At 63.1% G+C, this 20,800-nt stretch carries 12 protein-coding genes; 10 read left to right on the top strand and 2 right to left on the bottom strand.

Annotated features, from left to right (window positions below):
• Positions 1–6 precede the first annotated feature (6 nt).
• Genes JQ558_RS24395 through JQ558_RS24370 form a run of 6 tightly spaced genes read left to right on the top strand, consistent with a single transcriptional unit; the run spans position 7 to position 7,446 of the window.
• On the top strand, positions 7–2,853 hold the full coding sequence (locus JQ558_RS24395; RefSeq protein WP_212295444.1) for a bifunctional transaldolase/phosoglucose isomerase: 2,847 nt from the start codon (positions 7–9) through the stop codon (positions 2,851–2,853).
• A gap of 12 nt (positions 2,854–2,865) precedes the next feature.
• Positions 2,866–3,861: a phosphogluconate dehydrogenase (NAD(+)-dependent, decarboxylating) gene (gene gnd, locus JQ558_RS24390; RefSeq protein ID WP_212295443.1), complete on the top strand. Its 996-nt coding sequence runs from the start codon at positions 2,866–2,868 to the stop codon at positions 3,859–3,861.
• A gap of 5 nt (positions 3,862–3,866) precedes the next feature.
• The gene (gene zwf / locus JQ558_RS24385; protein ID WP_212295442.1) at positions 3,867–5,378 is read left to right on the top strand and encodes a glucose-6-phosphate dehydrogenase; all 1,512 of its coding nucleotides are present in this window, start codon (positions 3,867–3,869) and stop codon (positions 5,376–5,378) included.
• Between the two features lie 4 nt (positions 5,379–5,382).
• A complete protein-coding gene (gene pgl, locus JQ558_RS24380) occupies positions 5,383–6,132 on the top strand; it encodes a 6-phosphogluconolactonase (RefSeq protein ID WP_212295441.1) in 750 nt (249 codons plus the stop codon).
• 28 nt (positions 6,133–6,160) lie between these two features.
• Positions 6,161–6,646 carry a gluconokinase gene (locus JQ558_RS24375; RefSeq protein WP_212295474.1) on the top strand — a complete coding sequence of 162 codons (486 nt, stop codon included), beginning with the start codon at positions 6,161–6,163 and terminating at the stop codon, positions 6,644–6,646.
• Complete coding sequence (locus JQ558_RS24370) at positions 6,643–7,446, top strand: Cof-type HAD-IIB family hydrolase (protein ID WP_212295440.1); 804 nt, start codon at positions 6,643–6,645, stop codon at positions 7,444–7,446. The genes JQ558_RS24375 and JQ558_RS24370 overlap by 4 nt, the downstream gene beginning before the upstream one ends.
• Positions 7,447–7,458: 12 nt before the next feature.
• On the opposite strand, the gene JQ558_RS24365 is transcribed toward JQ558_RS24370, so the two are convergent.
• Together JQ558_RS24365 and malQ are read right to left on the bottom strand one after the other, a co-directional pair.
• A complete protein-coding gene (locus JQ558_RS24365) occupies positions 7,459–9,258 on the bottom strand; it encodes a glycoside hydrolase family 15 protein (protein ID WP_212295439.1) in 1,800 nt (599 codons plus the stop codon).
• 24 nt (positions 9,259–9,282) lie between these two features.
• A complete protein-coding gene (malQ, locus tag JQ558_RS24360) occupies positions 9,283–11,229 on the bottom strand; it encodes a 4-alpha-glucanotransferase (RefSeq protein WP_212295438.1) in 1,947 nt (648 codons plus the stop codon).
• A gap of 299 nt (positions 11,230–11,528) precedes the next feature.
• Here malQ and treS point away from each other — a divergent pair, with 299 nt between their 5' ends.
• Genes treS through treZ form a run of 4 tightly spaced genes read left to right on the top strand, consistent with a single transcriptional unit; the run spans position 11,529 to position 20,796 of the window.
• Complete coding sequence (gene treS / locus JQ558_RS24355) at positions 11,529–14,819, top strand: maltose alpha-D-glucosyltransferase (RefSeq protein WP_312015029.1); 3,291 nt, start codon at positions 11,529–11,531, stop codon at positions 14,817–14,819.
• Positions 14,816–16,963 (top strand): 1,4-alpha-glucan branching protein GlgB, encoded by a 2,148-nt coding sequence (gene glgB / locus JQ558_RS24350; RefSeq protein ID WP_212295436.1) that lies wholly within the window; start codon positions 14,816–14,818, stop codon positions 16,961–16,963. Before treS ends, glgB begins: the two co-directional genes overlap by 4 nt.
• A gap of 3 nt (positions 16,964–16,966) precedes the next feature.
• The gene (gene glgX / locus JQ558_RS24345; protein ID WP_212206359.1) at positions 16,967–19,042 is read left to right on the top strand and encodes a glycogen debranching protein GlgX; all 2,076 of its coding nucleotides are present in this window, start codon (positions 16,967–16,969) and stop codon (positions 19,040–19,042) included.
• On the top strand, positions 19,039–20,796 hold the full coding sequence (gene treZ, locus JQ558_RS24340) for a malto-oligosyltrehalose trehalohydrolase (protein WP_212295435.1): 1,758 nt from the start codon (positions 19,039–19,041) through the stop codon (positions 20,794–20,796). The genes glgX and treZ overlap by 4 nt, the downstream gene beginning before the upstream one ends.
• The last annotated feature ends 4 nt before the right edge of the window (positions 20,797–20,800 follow it).

Below are 20,800 nucleotides of genomic sequence, written 5' to 3'. Positions count from 1 at the left end.
GGCATCATGAATCCCGTCAAAGCACTCGAAAACCATGGTCAGGCCGTCTGGCTGGATTTCCTCGCCCGCGGCTTCGTCGCCAAGGGCGATCTGAAGAATTTGATCGACACCGACGGCGTCAAAGGCGTGACCTCGAACCCCGCGATCTTCGAGAAAGCCATCGGCAGTTCGGACGAATATGACGGCGCGATCGGCCAGGTGCTGAAAAAGGGCGATCGCCCGGTCGCCGATTTGTTCGAACATGTCGCCATTGAAGACATCCAGAACGCCGCTGACGTGTTGCGGCCGGTCTACGACCGGCTGAAGGGCGAGGACGGTTTCGTCAGCCTAGAGGTCTCGCCCTATCTGGCGATGGACACCAAAGGCACCATTGCCGAGGCGGAGCGGCTGTGGAAGGACGTCAACCGCAAGAATTTGATGGTGAAGGTGCCGGCGACGCCGGAAGGCCTGCCTGCGATCGAACATCTGATCGGCGAAGGCATCAGCATCAACATCACCCTGTTGTTCTCGCAAAAGGTCTATCGCCAGGTGGCGGAAGCCTATCTCGACGGGCTGGAGAAACTCGTCGCTGAGGGTGGTGATCCCTCGGGTGTGGCCAGTGTCGCCAGCTTCTTCGTCAGCCGGATCGACAGCGCCGTCGACAAGCAGCTCGACGAGAAGATCGCAAAGGCCAACGACCCCAGCGAAAAGGAACGCCTGAGCGTGCTCAAGGGCAAGGTCGCGATCGCGAACGCCAAGATGGCCTATCAGGACTACAAGGGCCTGTTTTCGGGCGCGCGCTGGGACAAGCTCAAGGCCAAAGGCGCAAAGCCGCAGCGGTTGCTGTGGGCCTCGACCGGCACCAAGAACAAGGACTACAGCGACGTTCTCTATGTCGAGGAACTGATCGGCCCCAACACCGTCAACACCGTGCCGCCGGCGACGCTGGACGCATTCCGCGATCACGGCAAGGTGCGTGACAGCCTTGAAGAAAATGTCGAGGACGCCCGACGGGTACTGGAGGAATTGGAAAAGTCCGGCATCTCGCTCGACGCGATCACGGCCGAATTGGTCACGGACGGTGTCAAGCTGTTCGCCGACGCCGCCGACAAGCTCTACGGCGCGGTCGCCCACAAGCGCGCGGCGTCGCTCGGCGCGGGCATCGACAGGCAGCAATTGGCGCTTGGCGACGGCATCAAGAAAGCCGTCGAGAAGAGCACCGAGGACTGGCGGGCGTCAGCGAGAATCCGCCGGCTCTGGCACAAAGACAAATCGGTCTGGAGCAACGACGACGAAAATAAGTGGCTGGGCTGGTTGAACAGCCCGGCTGCCGCTGATGTCGCCGACTACGAGGATTTTGCCCGGCGCGTGAAGGGACAGAACTTTTCGGACGCCATCGTGCTCGGCATGGGCGGATCGAGCCTCGGTCCGGAAGTGCTGGCGGAAACATTCCCGAAGAAATCCGGCTTCCCGAAACTGCACGTGCTCGACTCCACCGACCCCGCGCAGGTCCGCGCGATGGAGAAGAAGGTCGACCTGGCAAAGACCCTGTTCATCGTTTCCAGCAAATCCGGCGGCACTACCGAGCCGAATGCGATGAAGGATTATTTCTTCGATCGCGTTGCCAAGACCATCGGCGCCGACAAGGCCGGCCATCGCTTCATCGCGGTGACCGACCCCGGCTCATCGCTGGAGAAGGTCGCGACCAAGCAGGGTTTCGCCCGCATCTTCTACGGTGATCCCTCGATCGGCGGACGCTACTCGGTGCTGTCGCCGTTCGGGCTGGTGCCGGCGGCGGTCGCCGGCATCGATGTCAAAAGCCTGATCAAGCACACGCTGGCGATGGTGCGCTCCTGCGGCGCCGACGTGCCGCCGCACGAAAACCCGGGTGTGCAGCTCGGCCTTGCGCTCGGCCTCGCCGGGCTCGAAGGCCGCGACAAGGTGACGATATCCTCGTCGAAGAAGATTGCCGATTTCGGCGCCTGGGCGGAGCAATTGATCGCGGAGTCCACCGGCAAGGACGGCAAGGGCCTGATCCCGATCGACGGCGAGCCGCTCGCCGATCCCGCGATCTACGGCGACGACCGCTTCTTCATCGATATCCGAACCGAAGGTGAAGTCGATGCGGCACACGACGACAAGCTGGCCGCCCTCGAGGCCGCCGGGCATCCGGTGGTCCGCATCGTGATGAAATCGATCGACCATATCGGCCAGGAGTTCTTCCGCTTCGAGATGGCGACCGCCGTCGCCGGCGCCATCCTCGGCATCAATCCGTTCAACCAGCCTGATGTCGAGGCGGCCAAGATCAAGACGCGCGAACTGACTGCGGCGTTCGAGAAGACGGGTTCGCTGCCGGCCGAGCAGCCGGTGGTCGCAACCGCCGAGGCCGACATCTACACCGACGAAGCCAATGCAGCCGCGCTGCGCAAGGCCGGCGCCAATGGCACTCTGGAATCTTGGATCAAGGCGCATCTGACGCGTCCCGGCAGCGGCGACTATTTTGCGCTGCTGGCCTATATCGCGCGCGACGGCGGCTCGATCGACACCCTGCAGAAGATGCGGCTGGCGGTGCGTGACGTCAGGCATGTCGCGACCTGCGCCGAATTCGGACCGCGCTTCCTGCATTCGACCGGCCAGGCCTACAAGGGTGGGCCCGACAGCGGCGTGTTCCTGCAGATCACCGCCGACGATGCCAAGGACCTGGCCGTGCCCGGCCAGAAGGCGAGTTTTGGCGTCGTAAAGGCGGCCCAGGCGCGCGGCGATTTCGACGTGCTGACCGAACGCGGCCGGCGCGCATTGCGGGTTCATCTCAAGGGCGACCTCAAGCCGGCGCTTGCCGCGCTGGATGCCGCGATATCGGAAGCGCTCAACTAGGGAAATATTGGCATGCAGCTTGGCATGATCGGCCTCGGCCGGATGGGCGGCAACATCGTGCGGCGGCTGATGAGGAACGGCCACACGTCGGTGGTCTACGACAAGGACGCCAAGGCCGTTGCCGCGCTGGCCGCCGAGGGCGCTGCCGGCGCCGAGACGCTGGAAGCGTTCGTCGCGAAACTGGAGAAGCCGCGCACCGCCTGGGTGATGCTGCCGGCCGGCAAGATCACCGAGGCCACCATCGAAGCACTCGCCAAACTGATGGAGCCCGGTGACGTCATCATCGACGGTGGCAACACGTTCTGGCAGGACGACGTCCGCCGCGGCAAGGCGCTGAAAGAGCGCGGGCTGCATTATGTCGACGTCGGCACCAGCGGCGGCGTCTGGGGCATCGAGCGCGGCTATTGCATGATGATCGGCGGCGACAAGGCCGTGGTCGACCGGCTCGATCCGATCTTCAAGACGCTGGCGCCGGGCATCGGCGACATTCCGCGCACCGGCGGCCGCGACGGCCGGGATCCCCGCATCGAGCAAGGCTATATCCATGCCGGCCCCAGCGGCGCCGGCCATTTCGTCAAGATGATCCATAACGGCATCGAGTATGGGCTGATGCAGGCCTATGCCGAGGGTTTTGACATTCTCAAGAACGCCAATATCGAGGCGCTGCCCGCCGAGCATCGCTTCGATCTCGACATTGCCGATATCGCCGAGGTGTGGCGGCGCGGCAGCGTGATCCCCTCCTGGCTGCTCGATCTCACTTCGTCGGCGCTCGCCGAGAACCAGACGCTGGATAATTATTCCGGCCATGTCGAGGATTCCGGCGAAGGCCGCTGGACCGTCAATGCCGCGATCGATGAGGCGGTGCCGGCCGAGGTGCTGACGGCGGCGCTCTATGCCCGCTTCCGCTCGCGCAAGGACCACACATTCGCGGAGAAGATCCTTTCCGCGATGCGCGCTGGCTTCGGCGGTCACAAGGAGCCGCCGAAGAAGCCGGACTCGAAGGCTTAACGCCCATGGCGGTCGGCAAACTGGCACAGACGAAACCCGATCCCTGCTCCTTCGTCATCTTTGGCGTCACCGGCGATCTCGCGCATCGGCTGGTGATCCCGGCCCTCTACAATCTGGCGGCAGCCGATCTGCTGCCGGAAAAGTTCTGCGTCGTCGGGATAGCCCGCAAGGGCATGACCAGCGACCAGTTGCGCGACAGCCTGATGAAGGGCCTGCATCAATTCGCCACGCGCCAGGTGGACGAGGAGATCGCGATGCGCCTGCTCGCATGCGTCACCTGCATCGAGGCTGACCCGAGGGATCCCTCCTCGTTCGACGCGATGGGCGAGCAACTCGACAAACTGGAAGCCGCGCGAAACACCCAGGGCAATCGCCTGTTCTACCTCGCGACGCCGCCGAGCGCCTTCCTGCCGATCAGCCGCGAACTCGGCCGCACCGGCATGCTGGTCGAGAACGGCACATGGCGTCGGCTGGTGGTCGAAAAGCCGTTCGGCACCGATCTGGCATCGGCAAGAAAGCTCAACAGCGAGCTCCTGAAGCTGGTCGAAGAGCATCAGATCTACCGGATCGATCATTATCTCGGCAAGGAGACCGTCCAGAACATCCTGGTGCTGCGCTTTGCCAACGGCATGTTCGAGCCGATCTGGAACCGCAACCATATCGACCACATCCAGATCACGGTCGATGAAAAGCTCGGCGTCGGCCATCGCGGCAGCTTTTATGACGCGACCGGCGCGTTACGCGACATGGTGCCTAACCATCTGTTTCAACTGCTGTCGCTGGTCGCGATGGAGCCGCCATCGAAATTCGATGCGCATTCGGTGCGCTCGGAGAAGGCCGACGTGCTGGCCGCGATCCAGACCCAGAGCGAGCAGGAGGCGCTGCACAATTCGGTGCGCGGGCAATATCGCGCCGGCATGGTCGGCGACACCGAAATCGAGGACTATCGCAAGACTGCCGACGTCAAACCCGCCAGCACCACGGAAACCTATGCCGCGCTGAAATTGACCATCGACAATTGGCGCTGGGCCGGCGTTCCCTTTTATCTGCGCACCGGCAAGGCGCTCGGCATCAAGCGCACCGAGATCGCCATCAAGTTCAAGCAGGCGCCGTTCGCGATGTTCCGCGACACGCCGGTGGACCGGCTCTCGCAGAATTACCTGATCATCTCGACCGAACCGACCGAAGGCATCGCGCTGCAGTTCAACACCAAGGTGCCGGGCCCGACCATCAATATCGACGGCGTCGAGATGAAGTTTCGCTACAAGGATTATTTCCAGGCCGAGCCATCGACCGGCTATGAGACCCTGATCTACGACTGTATGATCGGTGACAACATCCTGTTTCAGCGCGCCGACAGCGTCGAGGCCGGCTGGCGGGCCGTGCAGCCATTTTTGGACGCCTGGAAGAATGCCGGCGGCAAAGGGCTCAAGGTCTATGAGCCCGGCAGCGAGGGCCCGGAGGAAGCCAACGACCTCCTGGAGCGCGATGGCCGAAGCTGGCGGAAGCTCAGTTAGAGATATGTCGAACGACAATCGCCATGTGATGACAGTTGCCGATCCGGCCGGGATGGCCGAGGCCGCCGCGGAGCGGGTCATCGCGCGGATATCGGAAAACGCCGGCCGCGTCGCGATCTGCCTGACCGGCGGATCGAGCCCGAAACAGCTCTATCAATTGCTCGGCACTGACCCCTGGCGAAGCCGGATTCCGTGGCAGCGCGTGCACTGGTTCATCGGCGACGAACGCTTCGTTCCGGCAGATGATCCTCTCAACAACATGGGCGTGGCACGGAAAACCTTTCTGAACCAATGTGCGCCGGCCGCCAACGTCCATCCAATCCCGACGAGTACAGCCGACCCCACCGATCCCGGTCGCGGTGCTGCGCTCTATGAGGGCGAACTGAAAGCGTTCTATGGCGCCGATGCCCTCGACCCGGCCCGGCCGCTATTCGATCTCGTACTGATGGGCGTCGGGCCCGACGGCCATACCGCATCGCTGTTTCCCGGCGATCCCTTGCTCGACGAGGTCAGGCGTTGGGTGGTCGGCGTACACAAAGCGAACGTCGAACCGTTCGTCCCGCGCATCACGCTCACGCTTCCGACACTCGCTTGCTGCCGCGAAATGCTGTTCGAGATCGCAGGAGCCGACAAACGCGCGATCTTGACGCGCGTTTTCGCAGGCGAGAACCTGCCGGCGAACCGCGCGCGATCCGACGGCGAGACGATCTGGCTGGTGGATCAGGCGGCATTGCCGGAGAATTTTCGTGCGTGATGCGGCAAGCCCCTGCGCGCTGGTGGTGATGGGCGTCTCCGGCTCGGGCAAGAGCACCATCGCTGAAAGCCTGGCCGCGCGGCTGGGCTGGCGCTACGAGGATGCGGACAAATTTCACCCGCCCGCCAATGTCGCGAAGATGAGCGCGGGCCAGCCGCTGACGGATGAAGACCGCTGGCCCTGGCTGCGGGCGATTGCCGACGAGATCGATCGCCTCTCGGCGGCCGGACAACGCGCTGTTGTCGCCTGTTCGGCGCTCAAGCGCAGCTATCGCGACATTCTCGTGCATGGACGCGGTGATATCCGCATCGTCTTCCTGAACGGGACGCAGGACCTGATCGCGGACCGGTTAGTTGCCCGCAAGGGCCATTTCATGCCGCCGGGGCTGCTCGCCAGCCAGTTCAGGACACTGGAGCCGCCGCAGCCAGGCGAACGTCCCATTACGGTGTCGATTGCCGCGCCGATCGAGACCATCGTGGACGACATTGTCCATCAATTGAAAGTGTCCTCATGAGCCGCATTGCACTTGTCGTTTCCGATGTCGATGGCACTCTGTTGACCAAGGACAAGATCCTCACCGACGACGCAAGGAACGCCGTGCGCGCGCTGCACGCCGCCGGGATCGGCTTCACCATCGTCTCAAGCCGCCCGACCATCGGCATGGGCTTTCTGATCGAACCCCTTGCGATCACACTGCCGGTCGGCACCTTCAACGGCAGTTCGATCGTCAATGCGAAGCTGCAGCCGATTGAACAGCACCTGATCGCACCAGCGATAGCGCAACGCAGCCTCGATGTGCTCAAAGAATTCGGCGTCGATATCTGGCTGTTCAGCAACGAGCGCTGGTACACGCGCAATCCGGACGGCGAATACGTTCCGCACGAGATACGGGCGATCAAGGCCGATCCGACCATCATCGCGGATTTCACGCCGCATCTGCTAGAGGCCTGCAAGATCGTCGGCGCCAGCTCCGACGCGGCGCTGCTGGCGCGCTGCGAAGCCGCAATGCAGCAGGCGCTGGGCACGGAGGCCACCGCGGTTCGCTCGCAAACTTATTACCTCGACGTCACCCCCGCGGGCCACGACAAGGGCACCTTCGTCGAGAACGTCGCCAAACGGCTCGGCATTTCCTTCGACGCCGTCGCCACCATCGGCGACATGCAGAACGACCTGCCGATGTTTGCCCGAAGCGGCATGTCGTTCGCGATGGGAAACGCGGCCGATGACATCAAGCAGCGCGCCACGCATGTCACCGATACGAACGAACGGGACGGTTTTGCCCGCGCGATGGAGACGGTTCTGAAGTTCGGCTAGATCGAACCGAAGCTACTTCGACCGCTGCATCGCCGGCTTCTCGGTGGTTTGCTTCGCCGCGCTGAGGTTATGGGCGGTATTGATCAGCGCGATATGCGTCAACGCTTGCGGGAAATTACCGGTCTGGCGGCCAGCGCCGGTGTCGAACTCCTCGGCCAACAGGCCGACATCATTGGCAATCGCGACCACGCGCTCGAACAACACCCGCGCCTTGTCGAGTTCTCCCGTCAGCACATAGGCATCGGCGAGCCAGAGGCTGCAGGCCAGGAATGCGCCTTCCGCCGGCTGCTGCTCGACTTCGCGGGGGTCATGCCGCAACACGAAGCCGTCCCGCATCAGGTGTTTCTCGATTGCGACCAGTGTGCCGCGCACGCGAGGATCCGTTGGTTCAAGGAACCCGACCGATGGCAGCAACAGGATGCTGGCATCCAGCATTTTCGAACCGTAGGATTCGACGAACGCGTTCAGCTCGCGATCAAAACCCTTTTCGCAGACGTCGCGATGAATGATGTCGCGCAGCCTCCGCCACTTTTCCAGTGGCGCCTTGAAGCCGAATTTTTCGACGCTCTTGATGCCACGGTCGAATGCGACCCAGGTCATCACCTTGGACGAGACATAGTGCTTGCCGTCGCCGCGGCGCTCCCAGATGCCGTGATCCGGCTGATCCCATTGTGTGGCCAGATGCTCCAGCACCGTGCATTCCAGCGCCCAGCTTCCTTCATAGAGGTCGAGCTTGGCTATTCGCCACTGATGGAAGGCGTCGATCAACTCGCCATAGACGTCGAGTTGCAGCTGCGCGTACGCGGCGTTGCCGACCCGGACCGGCTGTGCGCCCTCATAGCCCGGAAGCCAGCCGGCTTCCCATTCCAGCAGCCGCCGCTCTCCCATGATGCCGTACATGATCTGCATGTTGGCCGGCGATCCCGCCACCGCGCGCAACAGCCAATTGTGCCAGGCGAGGGCTTCCTCGGTATAGCCCGAGTTCATCAGCGCCAGCAGCGTAAAGGTGGCATCGCGCAGCCAGCAGAAGCGATAGTCCCAGTTGCGCAGCCCCCCGAGTTTTTCCGGCAGCGAGGTAGTGGGCGCCGCGACGATGCCGCCGGTCGGCGCATAGGTCAGCGCTTTGAGCGTGATCAGCGAGCGCATCACGAGATCGCGATGTTCGCCTTCGTAGCTGCAGCGGGCGCTCCATTCGCTCCAGAACGCCTCGGTTTCCTGCAAAGCGACCGCGGCATCGATCGGCCCGGGCACCGCCAGATGCGAGGGCCCGTAGGTAAGGACAAAGGGCACGGTATCGCCCTCGCCTACCTCAAACTCCGCCACCGTGGTCAGGTCCTCGCCGCGGGTCGCGACCGGCGTTCGCAGCACGGTCATGTCAGGCCCGCAAATCGCGAGCAGCCCCGAGCCGTCCTCGCTTTTCCTGACCCAGGGAATGTCGGCGCCAAAACCAAAGCGGATCACCAATTGCATCCGCAGCTTGACCCGGCCGCTGACACCGCGCACCAGCCGCACCACGTCGGACGCATTGCCGCGCGGCGGCATGAAATCGATCAGCTCGACCACGCCATTGGCGGTGTCAAACCGCGTCTCCAGGATCAGCGTGTTGCCCCGGTAGCGGCGTGAGGTCCTGGTGATCTCTTCTGCGGGCGCGATCAGCCAGCGGCCATGCTTATGGGTGCCGAGCAGCGCGGCAAAGCAGGCGTCGGAATCGAACGCCGGCCAGCACAGCCAGTCGATCGAGCCGTCACGACCGACCAGCGCCGCGGTCTCGCAATCGCCGATCAATCCGTAATCTTCTATCCTGCACGACAAGGCTTGCTACCACCTGGATCGGACCTATCCGCGCGACCGCTCGCGTGTCGCCGCCTTCAGCGCGGCAACGTCGATCGTGGACGCGATCTGCTCGAGCGGCACCGGCAGCCGGCGACGCCAGTTCGGGTGTTCGTTGACCGTGCCGGGAATATTGGGCTGGTCCACCAGACCCAAAAAGTCCTCCAGCGCGATCGCGAGCAGCCGTGATGGCGTCCGCGCGAGGAAATTCGTCACGGAATAGAGATCGTTTTTGTCGATGCCGTTACCGCGCAGCAAATCGTCCAGCATCGCCAGCGCATGCCAGCGCGCATCGTCGCTTTCGCCGGGGTCGATGCCGAGCGCGCGCTTGGTCTTGAGGTCGCCAAAAGAGCGCCAGCCGGCATAGGTCGAGAGATCGTGGGTGTTGAAGGTGACCAGTGCGTTGGCGAGGTAGTGATCGAGGCTCTTGAACGGACCGTGGTCCTCGCGCTCGAACATCATCACCAGATAGGACCAGATGCCCCAGCTGGCGATCTGGTCGCGGAATCCCTCCGGCACCGTGCCGAGGTCCTCGCCGATCACGACGCAGCGGCTGGCGACACTCTCCTGCGCAGTTGCGGCCAATAACGCCTCGAACGGCATCGGCACATAGACGCCGTCGGCGGCGCTGAAGCCTTGCGGCACCAGGTAGAGCCGTTTCAGGCCGAGCACGTGGTCGAGCCGGATCGCCCCGGCGTGCCGCATCGAGGCGCGCAGCATTTCGCGATAGGGCTCGAAGGATTTTTGCTCCAGCCCGGTCGCGTTGAACCCGGCGAGACCCCAGCTTTGGCCCGCGGTGTTGAGCGGATCGGGCGGCGCGCCGACGCCGAGGTGCCTGGAGATCGCCACCTGCTCGTTCCAGGCGTCGAAACCATCGGACTGAACGCCGACGGCAACGTCGAGATAGAGCCCGACCTTCATGCCGAGCTGGTGAGCACGATCCTTCGCGGCAGCCAATTGCCGGTCAGCGGTCCATTGCACGAATTCGACGAAGCCGATCTCGGCCGCGTCGGCGCCATGGTGCAATTCGGCGCACATCGCATCGTCCGGCTGCCGCCACGGCTCCGGCCATTCCCACCAAGGCTTGTTGAATCTGTGCCGGAGGACTTCGAAGCAGGCGAACCGCGACAGCAGGGCGGCGCGCTCGGCCCGGAATATTTCCAGGTCCTGTCGGCGACTTTCTGTCGCACCGGCCGTAAACTGGTCAAACGCCACCCGTAGCGCCCGCCACTTTAGACTGGCAATGCCGACATAATCGATGATTTCGCCGGTCTTGACGCCCGCCAGCGCGCCTCTCGTCTCGTCGTCGATGCGGAATTCAGGGATCTTCTCGACGTCAATATAGAGCGCGTTGAGAAACAGCCGGCTGTTCGGCGAATAGGGGCTGCAATCGCCGGGCCGGTCGTCGAACAGGGCATGCAGCGGATTGAGGCCGACGCCATCGGCGCCGAGATGATGTGCGAGCTCAATCAGGCCTTGGAGGTCCGTAAAATCGCCCATCCCCCAGTTGCGCTCGGACCTGACGCTGTAGAGCTGAACCGCCAGCAGCCAGACGCGATCGAAATCCCCGCCAAAAGCCCTTGGCGGCGCCGATATCAGCGGTACGTCCTCTGTGACCACCCCCGCATCGGTCAATTGCAGCCGATGGATGCCCAACGGCAGCCGTTCGGGCCATGCAATAGCCCGTTCGTTTGCTTCGCCCTCCGCGACAACCTCCGCCCCCGCAACGATTTTCCATCGGACCGGAAGTTTTGTAGTCGCCGCGAGTTCGGTGTGGGCCACCTGCCCTGACCGGACCACGACCGGGGCGCCAATCAGCGGGCCCGGGGCCTGCGGCGGCAAGGCATCGAGGATGATTTTGAGGGCGGCCGCGTCCGTCACACGGCGATGACCCTGACCGTCCACGAATTCGGTCTGGATTCCCTGGCTGGCAGCTTGAGCGAAAAGGTCCATTCGGCACGCGGTTTGCACGCAAACGTCTCAGAGGCGTCGCGAAATTGTCCAAATACAGGAAGGGGATAGACGGTGTCTAACGCTCAGCCCCTCAATCGGTTCCAGGGGAACCAAAGTCGGCCGAGCGGCTTTTTACATATCTCCGGAACGTCTCCTTTCTCGCAAGTGAAATGGGGCGTCGTTTCCATGGCTATGGCATCACCGTGAACAAAAAAGTCCAAACCGGCGAAAGCTCCAAGGCCGGCGTCTCCTTCCGATTCGATACTGCCGATCCGCTGAATGACGGCGGCAGCTTTGCGATCGATGCAAGCGAGGTGCCAGCCGTCGAGTCCAGCGACGACGAGCTTTGGTACAAGGATGCCATCATCTATCAGCTCCACGTCAAGGCTTTTGCCGACAGCAACAATGACGGCATCGGCGATTTCGCAGGCCTGACGGAGAAGCTGGGTTACCTGCAGGATCTCGGCGTCACCACGCTGTGGCTGTTGCCGTTCTACCCCTCACCCGGGCGTGATGACGGCTACGACATCGCCGACTATGGCGACATCAATCCCGATTTCGGGACGATGAAGGATTTCCGGCGCTTCATCCAGGAAGCCAAGCGGCGCGGCCTGCGCGTCATCACCGAGCTCGTCGTCAATCACACCTCCGACCAGCACGACTGGTTCAAGCGCGCCCGGCGCAGCGGCCCGGATTCGAGCGCGCGCAACTGGTACGTCTGGAGCGATACCGACCAGAAATACCAGGGCACGCGGATCATCTTCACCGATACCGAGAAGTCGAACTGGACCTGGGACCCGGAAGCCGGCCAGTTCTACTGGCATCGCTTCTTCGCGCACCAGCCGGATCTCAATTTCGACAATCCGCGCGTGGTCAGCGCGCTGGTGAAGGTGATGAAGCGCTGGCTCGATACCGGCGTCGACGGTTTCCGTCTCGATGCCATTCCCTATCTGTGCGAGCGCGACGGCACCAACAACGAGAACCTGCCCGAGACCCACGCCATCATCAAGCGGCTGCGCATCGAGCTCGACGCCTATGCCAAAGGCAAGGTGTTGCTGGCGGAGGCCAACCAATGGCCCGAGGACGTGCAGGAATATTTCGGCCGCAGCGACGAATGTCACATGGCCTATCATTTCCCGCTGATGCCGCGCATCTACATGGCGATCGCGCAGGAAGACCGCTTTCCGATCACCGACATCCTGCGGCAGACGCCTGACATTCCGAGCAATTGCCAATGGGCGCTGTTCCTGCGCAACCATGACGAGCTCACGCTGGAAATGGTCACCGACGTCGAGCGCGATTATTTGTGGTCGACCTACGCCAACGACCCCCGCGCCCGCATCAATGTCGGTATCCGCCGGCGCCTGGCGCCGCTGATGGACAATGACCGGCGCAAGATCGAGTTGATGAACTCGCTGCTGCTGTCGTTCCCGGGCACGCCGATCATCTATTACGGCGACGAAATTGGCATGGGGGACAACATCTATCTCGGCGATCGCAACGGCGTGCGCACGCCAATGCAGTGGACGCCGGACCGCAATGGCGGGTTCTCGCGCGCCGATCCGGCGCGGCTTTATGCGCCCACCATCATGGATCCCGTCTACGGCTATGAATCCGTCAACGTCGAGGCGCAGTCGCGCAGCCTGTCGTCGCTGCTGTCAGCCACCAAACGGCTGATCGCGGTCCGCAAATCGACGCTGGCTTTCGGCCGCGGCACCATGACGTTCATCCGCCCGGAAAACCGCTCGGTGCTGTGCTATGTGCGCCAATACGAGGACGAGGCCATTCTCTGCGTCGCCAATTTGTCGCGCTCCGCACAGGCCACCGAACTCGATCTCTCGGCGTGGAAGGACCGGATTCCCCTGGAGATGCTCGGCCGCACGCGCTTCCCCGCGATCGGCGAACTGCCCTACATGATCACGCTGGCGCCGTACGGTTTCTACTGGTTCGAGCTGCAGGAGCGCGACAAGTCCGAGCCGGTGGCGCAGCGGGCGGTGCCCGAATTCGAAACGCTGGTGGTGCCGCTGGGCGCGACCTGGGTGTCGCTGGCGCGCACCCGCGGCGTGTTCGAACGCGACGTGCTGCCCGGGCATCTGGCGCGGACGCGCTGGTACCCGGAGCGATCGGCCAAGGCCATCCAGCCGACGCTGATTTCGGCGATCCCGTTCTGCGATATCGGTGACAACCGGCCGTGGCTCGCCTTCTTCAAGTCGACGCAGCGTGGCGTCACCACGCGTTATGTGCTGCCGATGCAGATCGAATGGGTGCGGTTCGACCGCGAGCGCTACAACCCACGCGCCCTGGCGGCCGTGCGTCAGGGCGCCCGCGAAGGAACGCTGCTCGACGTCGCCAACGACCAGATTTTCATCGCGATCCTGCTGCGAAACCTCAAGGAGTCGCTGATCGTCGACGAAAGCGAGCAGGGTTTGAAGCTGGAATTCCGGCCGACCAGCCGTTTCTCCGACAAGGCAATCAAGCAGCCCGAGCACATCCGCACGATCGAGACCGAGCGGGCCGACAGTACTGCGCAGGTGGACGACGATTATGTCGTCAAGATCTACCGCACGCTGCAGGCCGGCATCAGTCCCGAGATCGAGATGGGCCGCTTCCTGACCGAGATCGCCGGCTTTGCCAACACGCCGGCGCTGCTCGGCAGCGTCGAACTGATCGATGGCGACGAACGAAACGCCATCGGCATTCTGCATGCTTTCGTCGCCAATCAGGGCGACGCCTGGGCCGTGACCGCGGCCTATCTCGACCGCTTCGTCGACGAGCAGCGGCTGCTGGCGGCAAGCGAGCGTGTCAGGGAAAGCGAGGATCAGGTCTCGTTTCTGCGCTACATGTCGCAGGCCGGCCGGCGCGTCGCCGAGATGCATGTCGCACTGGCCAGCAACAATGAGCTGCCCGACTTCGTGCCGGAGCCCATCAAGCACGAGGATGTCCAGCGCTGGTTCGGCGACACCCTGGCCCGCGTCGAGCGCGTCTTCGACACGCTGAAGCAGCGACGCGATGCGCTGAAAGAGGCGGATCGTCCGCTGGTCGATCAGCTATTGGCCCAGCAATCCGGCCTGCCCGATCGGCTGAAGGCGCTGTTGCCGCAAGAAAATGCCGGGCTCAATATCCGCCATCACGGCGACTTCCATCTTGGCCGGCTGCTCATCGTCAAGGACGACATCTTCATCGTCGATTTCGACGGCGACCCGCGGCGCACCATCGCCGAGCGCCGGCGCAAGGCGCCCGCGGCGCGCGATGTTGCCAGCATGGTTCGTTCGATCGATTATTCGACGACTGCAGCCCTTGAGCGGGCGCTCAAGGTAGCCCACGATGAAAACGGCAGGCTGGGGGCTGCGCTCGCCGAGTGGCGCAATCGGGCGACCGCCGCGTTCCTGGCCGCCTATCGCGAAGCCCTGGTTAACAAGCGCCTTTGGCCGGCCGACCCCGAAGCCGCCGAGTCGATGCTCAACTTCTTCCTGCTGGAGAAGGCATGCTACGAGATCGAATATGAACTATCCTACCGGCCGGATTGGCTACGAACGGCCTTGACCGGAATGCTCCGTATTTTGCCGCAACAGTCGCTTGAGGCCTTATGACCAAGCTACCCGCCGAGGCCTATGCAATCATCCAGGGCAATCACAGCGACCCCTTCCATTATCTCGGCCTCCATACCGAGGGCGACCGCAAGATCGTGCGTGCGTTCCTGCCGGAAGCCTCCAATGTCGAGGCAATCGGTGAACATGGTGAACGGGCGCCGCTGGCGCGGATCCATGACGCCGGGCTGTTTGCCGGTGCGCTGCCGAACGGCTCTACGCGCTATCAATTGCGCGCCCGGTTCGGCGACAAACTGGTCGAACTCGACGACCCCTACCGCTTTCCGCCCGTCCTGAGCGACTTCGACCTTTATCTGCTCGGCGAAGGCACCCATCAGCGCATCTACGACAAGCTCGGCGCCCATCCGATGACGCTGGAAGGCGTCGCGGGGGTGGCCTTCGTCGTGCTGGCGCCGAACGCCCGCGGCGTCCACGTGGTCGGCGATTTCAATTACTGGAATCCGCGCCGGCACCCGATGCGGGTGCGCGGCGTCGGCTATTGGGAGCTGTTCATCCCCCACGCCAGCGTCGGCGACCACTACAAGTTCGACATCATCGAACCCAACGGACAACATTTGCCACTGAAGTCCGATCCGGTCGCCTTTGCCGCCGAAGTGCGTCCCAAGACCGCCTCGATCGTTTTCGACCAGGCCAATCTGCCGCGTCCGCGCCCGGCTCCGACGGGAATGAACGCGTTGAACGCGCCGATGTCGATTTACGAGGTTCATCTCGGCTCATGGCGACGCAAGGGCAGCAACGAATGGCTGACCTACCGCGAGCTCGCCGAGCAGCTTCCGGCCTATGTCAGGGATCTCGGATTTACCCATGTCGAACTTCTTCCCATCAGCGAACATCCGTTCGACGGCTCATGGGGCTATCAGCCGACCGGCCTGTTCGCACCGACCAGCCGGTTCGGCACGCCCGAGGATTTTGCCGCGCTGGTCGATGCCTTCCATCGCGAGGGCATTGCCGTGCTGCTCGACTGGGTGCCCGGACACTTCCCCGACGATCCCCACGGCCTCGGCCATTTCGACGGCACCGCATTGTACGAACACGCCAACCCCTTGCAGGGCCGCCATCTCGACTGGGGCACGCTGATCTACAATTACGGCCGCACCGAAGTGGTGAACTTCCTGGTGTCGAACGCGCTGTTCTGGCTGGAAAGATACGCCATCGACGGGCTGCGCGTCGATGCGGTCGCCTCGATGCTCTATCTCGACTACTCGAGGCCCGCCGGCGAATGGATTCCAAACCAGCATGGCGGGCGGGAAAATCTCGAAGCCATCGGCTTCCTGCGCCGCTTCAACACCGAGGTGTTCGGACGCTTCCCGGACGCCACCACCGCGGCGGAAGAATCCACCGCATGGCCGCAAGTCTCCCGCCCGGTCGAATATGGCGGGCTCGGCTTCGGCTACAAGTGGAACATGGGCTGGATGCACGACACGCTGAAATACATCGGCAAGGATCCGATCCACCGCAAATTCCATCACGGCGACATCCTGTTCGGCCTGCAATATGCGTTCTCGGAAAACTTCATCCTGCCGCTGTCGCATGACGAAGTCGTGCACGGCAAACGCTCGATCCTGGGACGGATGCCCGGCGACGACTGGCAGCGTTTTGCGAATTTGCGCGCCTATTACGGCTTCATGTTCGGCCATCCCGGCAAGAAGCTGATGTTCATGGGCTGCGAATTCGGCCAGGAGCGCGAGTGGAATCACGATCACTCGCTGGATTGGCACCTGCTGCAGCAACCAAGGCACGCCGGAATCCACAGCCTGGTCCGCGACCTCAACCACCTCTATCGCACGGTGCCGGCGCTGCACGAGCTGGATTGCAGCCAGCCGGGCTTCGAATGGGTCATCACCCATGATTCCGGCGGCAACGTCTTTGCCTGGGTCCGCAAGGGCCTTGATGCGCGAGCGCGCTGCCTCGTGGTCGTGAACTTCTCGCCCAACGTCTACTATGATTACCGGGTACGTGTGCCGTTTGCCGGTAAATGGAAAGAAGTGTTCAATTCGGACTCCGCGCATTATGGCGGCAGCAATGTCGGCAATATCGGCGAGGTCCGGACGCTGGAGGGCAACATCCCCGAACTCAACCTGACCATTCCGCCGCTGGCCGCGATCTTTCTCATACCGGATAGCTGACGCATGCGCCTGACCGCGGGAACGCCCTCACGTCTTGGCGCAAGCTGGGACGGCAGGGGCACCAATTTTGCGCTGTTCTCGGCCAACGCAGAGAAGGTCGAACTCTGCCTGTTCGACGGCCAGGGCCGCCGCGAACTCGAGCGCATCGAATTGCCCGAGCGAACCGAGGATGTCTGGCACGGCTATCTCAACGACGTCTCGCCCGGGCAGCTCTACGGCTATCGGGTCCACGGGCCCTACCATCCCGAGCACGGGCACCGCTTCAACGCCAACAAGCTGCTGCTCGATCCCTATGCAAGGCGGCTGGCCGGCCGGCTGGTCTGGAGCGACGCGCATTTCGGCTACCGGGCCGGCAGCTCGCGCGAGGATCTCTCCTTTGACCGGCGCGACAACGCCCGCGGCATGCCCAAGGCGGTCGTCGTCGACGAGACCTTCAATTGGGGCCGCCGCGAGATGCGCCCCAACATTTCCTGGGAAGACACCATCATCTACGAGGCCCACGTCAAGGGCCTGACGCAGAAGCGCGACGACGTGCCGCCGGGCCTGCGCGGCACCTATAGCGGTCTCGCCTCGCCTGCGATGATCGATCATCTCAAGCGCCTTGGCGTCACCACCATCGAATTGCTGCCGGTCCACGGGCTGATCGACGACCGCGTGCTGGTCGAAAAGAAGCTGGTGAACTACTGGGGCTACAACACACTGGCGTTCTTCGCGCCCGAAGGGCGCTACGCGCAGGACAATCCGCTCGATGCGTTCCGCACCACGGTGGCGCGGCTGCACGATGCCGGCATCGAGGTGATGCTCGACGTCGTCTACAATCACACCGCCGAAGGCAATCATCTCGGTCCGACGCTGTCGTTTCGCGGCATCGACAATGCGTCCTACTACTGGCTTAAGCCGGACAATCGGCGCTTTTATGACGACTTCACCGGCTGCGGCAGTTCGGTCAACCTGACCCATCCGCGCGTGCTACAAATGGTGATGGATTCACTGCGCTATTGGGTCGAGGTCTGCCACGTCGACGGCTTCCGCTTCGATCTCGCCACCACGCTGGCGCGCGGGCCGAACGGTTACAACCGCAACGCCGCCTTCCTCACCGCCGTGCGGCAGGATCCGGTGCTGGCAACCGTGAAACTGGTCGCCGAACCCTGGGATCTCGGTCTGGGCGGCTACCAGGTCGGCGCGTTCCCGTCGCAATGGTCGGAATGGAACGACCGATACCGCAGCGCGATGCGGCGCTACTGGAGCGGCGCAGGCAGCCTGATCGGCGAAATATCCGGTCGTATGACCGCCTCCTCCGACCTGTTTCACCATGACAATCGCGCGACGCGCGCCGGCATCAACCACATCACCGTTCATGACGGCTTCACGCTGGCGGATTTGTTCAGCTACAACGAGAAGCACAACGAGGCCAACGGCGAAGACAATCGCGACGGCTCCAGCCACAACGACAGCAACAATTGCGGGCATGAAGGCCCGACCGATGACGTTGCGATCATTGCGTTGCGCCGCCAGCTCCGCAAGAATCAGCTGGCATGCCTGATGCTCGCGCAGGGCACGCCGCTGATGCTGGCCGGCGATGAAGTCGGCAACTCGCAAGGCGGCAACAACAACGCCTATTGCCAGGACAACGAGATCGGCTGGGTTGGTTGGGAAAACCTCGGCAAGGAAGGCGAAGACCTCACCGATTTCATCGGCCATTTGACCGGCCTGCGCCGGCGGTTCGGCCAGATCCGCTGCCAGCGCTGGCTCGATGGCCGTCGCGCCGACGGCTCCTACGGCGTGCTGTGGCTGACGCCGGCCGCCGAGGAAATGAAGGAATCCGACTGGAAGTTTCCGGAAGGACGATTCCTCGCCTATGTGCTCGGACCGATGGAACAAGGACAAGCGCCGATCTTTATCGTTCTGAACGCCGCCCCCGAAGAGATCGCATTCAAATTGCCCAAGATGAGTAAATACAAGAGCTGGCAGCGGGTGTTGAATACCACCGAAATCGCACAAGCGACGGCCGACTTCGCTGCGGGCGCCGACCTGAAAGCACCGCCGCGCTCGGTGCTCGCCTTTGCGGGCTCAGCATGAATGACCGACAATTTGGCCCCAAGCTGACGAAAGACGGCACGCGCTTTCGCCTGTGGGCACCGGCGGCCAAGCGCGTCGATCTGCTGCTGCAGCAACCCCATGCGATGCAGCGCGGCGACGATGGATGGTTTTCCGCCGAGATCCCCGGCGCGAAATCAGGCGCCCACTATAAATTCCGCATCGATGACGAGATCGATATCCCCGACCCCGCCGCCGATTTCCAGCCCGAAGACGTCTTCGGTCCGAGCGAGGTGATCGACCACGCCGCCTTTCCGTGGCGCGCGACGGAGTGGCGCGGGCGGCCCTGGCAGGAAGCCGTCATCATCGAGGCTCATGTCGGAACCTTCACGCCGGACGGCAGCTACCGCGCCATGATCGGGCGGCTCGATCATCTCGTGCAGACCGGCATCACCGCGATGGAATTGCTGCCGCTGGCGGACTTCGCCGGCAGCCGCAACTGGGGGTATGACGGCGTGCTGTGGTATGCGCCCGACAGCGCCTATGGCCGGCCTGAGGATCTCAAGGCGCTGATCGACGAGGCGCATCTGCGCGGCCTTATGGTGTTTCTCGACGTGGTCTATAACCATTTCGGCCCCGAAGGAAATTATCTCGGCCGTTACGCGCCGGGGTTCTTTACGGAAGCCCACACGCCGTGGGGCAGCGCGATCGATTACCGCGTGCCGCAGGTACGCGCCTTCGCGATCGAGAATGCGCTGCATTGGCTGCGCGATTATCGCTTCGACGGATTACGGCTGGATGCGGTGAACAGCATCGTCGAGCCCGGTGGTCTCTCGCTGCTGCACGATCTCAGCATGGCTGTAGGTCAGCTCGCCGCGGCTACCGGGCGGCACATTCATCTGGTGCTGGAAAACGGCGACAACCGCGCCAGCATCCTGGACGCTGCGCAGGACCCGCCGCGCGGCAAATATCGCGCGCAGTGGAACGATGATTATCATCACGCCTGGCGCGTGCTGATGACCCGCGAGAAGCAGGGATATTATTGCGACTATCAGCGTTCGCCGCTGGACGATATCGCCAGATCGCTATCCTCAGGGTTTGTCTACCAGGGCGAAATGTCGGAGTTTCGCCGCGGCAGGCGCGGCGAACCCAGCGGCAAACTCGCACCGACGGCTTTCATCAATTTCCTGCAGAACCACGACCAAGTCGGCAACCGCGCCTTTGGCGACCGGCTCGAAGCAGTGGCGGATCCCAATGCGATCGAAGCGGCGCTCGCCGTCATGCTGTTGGCCCCTGCGATCCCGATGCTGTTCATGGGGGAGGAATGGGGCTCGAAAACACCCTTCCCATTCTTCTGTGATTTCAAGGGCGATCTTGCCGACGCGGTCCGCAAAGGGCGCCGCAGCGAATACGCCTGGGCCTATGCCGAATATGGCGACGAGGTCCCCGACGCGTTGGCGCTATCCACTTTCCAATCGGCTGTCCTCGACTGGAATGAACTTGCCGCGCCGGCGGCACAACGACGGCAGTCAACCGTGCAGCAGATGCTGGCGATCCGCCGGCGGGAGATCGTGCCTCGCCTCGCCAGCGCGGCATTCGGCGAAGCAGAGGCCGCCGGCAATGGCCTGCTGACCGCCAGTTGGCGCATGGGCGATGACGCCACGCTTCGCCTGCTCGCCAACCTGTCGGACCTGGAGATCGCCAATACTTCAGGTGAATTCAAGGGAACCCTGATCTGGGGCAGCGAGTTGGGAGAGCGCGTCCCGCCATGGTCGGTGCACTGGCGCATCGGATAGGAAA

The sequence above is a fragment of the Bradyrhizobium sp. AUGA SZCCT0160 genome (assembly GCF_018130105.1).
Classification (GTDB): Bacteria; Pseudomonadota; Alphaproteobacteria; order Rhizobiales; family Xanthobacteraceae; genus Bradyrhizobium.
The sequence above is the reverse complement of the archived record's forward strand: the minus strand, read 5'-3'. Positions and strand labels throughout refer to the sequence as shown.

What these genes read in the sequence shown, in the direction of transcription:
- glgB (WP_212295436.1), top strand. Translation starts at nt 14,816, where the DNA reads ATGACCAAGCTACCCGCCGAGGCCTATGCAATCATCCAGGGCAATCAC.
- JQ558_RS24395 (WP_212295444.1), top strand. Translation starts at nt 7, where the DNA reads ATGAATCCCGTCAAAGCACTCGAAAACCATGGTCAGGCCGTCTGGCTG.
- JQ558_RS24370 (WP_212295440.1), top strand. Translation starts at nt 6,643, where the DNA reads ATGAGCCGCATTGCACTTGTCGTTTCCGATGTCGATGGCACTCTGTTG.
- gnd (WP_212295443.1), top strand. Translation starts at nt 2,866, where the DNA reads ATGCAGCTTGGCATGATCGGCCTCGGCCGGATGGGCGGCAACATCGTG.
- pgl (WP_212295441.1), top strand. Translation starts at nt 5,383, where the DNA reads ATGTCGAACGACAATCGCCATGTGATGACAGTTGCCGATCCGGCCGGG.
- zwf (WP_212295442.1), top strand. Translation starts at nt 3,867, where the DNA reads ATGGCGGTCGGCAAACTGGCACAGACGAAACCCGATCCCTGCTCCTTC.
- JQ558_RS24375 (WP_212295474.1), top strand. Translation starts at nt 6,161, where the DNA reads ATGGGCGTCTCCGGCTCGGGCAAGAGCACCATCGCTGAAAGCCTGGCC.
- glgX (WP_212206359.1), top strand. Translation starts at nt 16,967, where the DNA reads ATGCGCCTGACCGCGGGAACGCCCTCACGTCTTGGCGCAAGCTGGGAC.
- malQ (WP_212295438.1), bottom strand. Translation starts at nt 11,229, where the DNA reads ATGGACCTTTTCGCTCAAGCTGCCAGCCAGGGAATCCAGACCGAATTC.
- treZ (WP_212295435.1), top strand. Translation starts at nt 19,039, where the DNA reads ATGAATGACCGACAATTTGGCCCCAAGCTGACGAAAGACGGCACGCGC.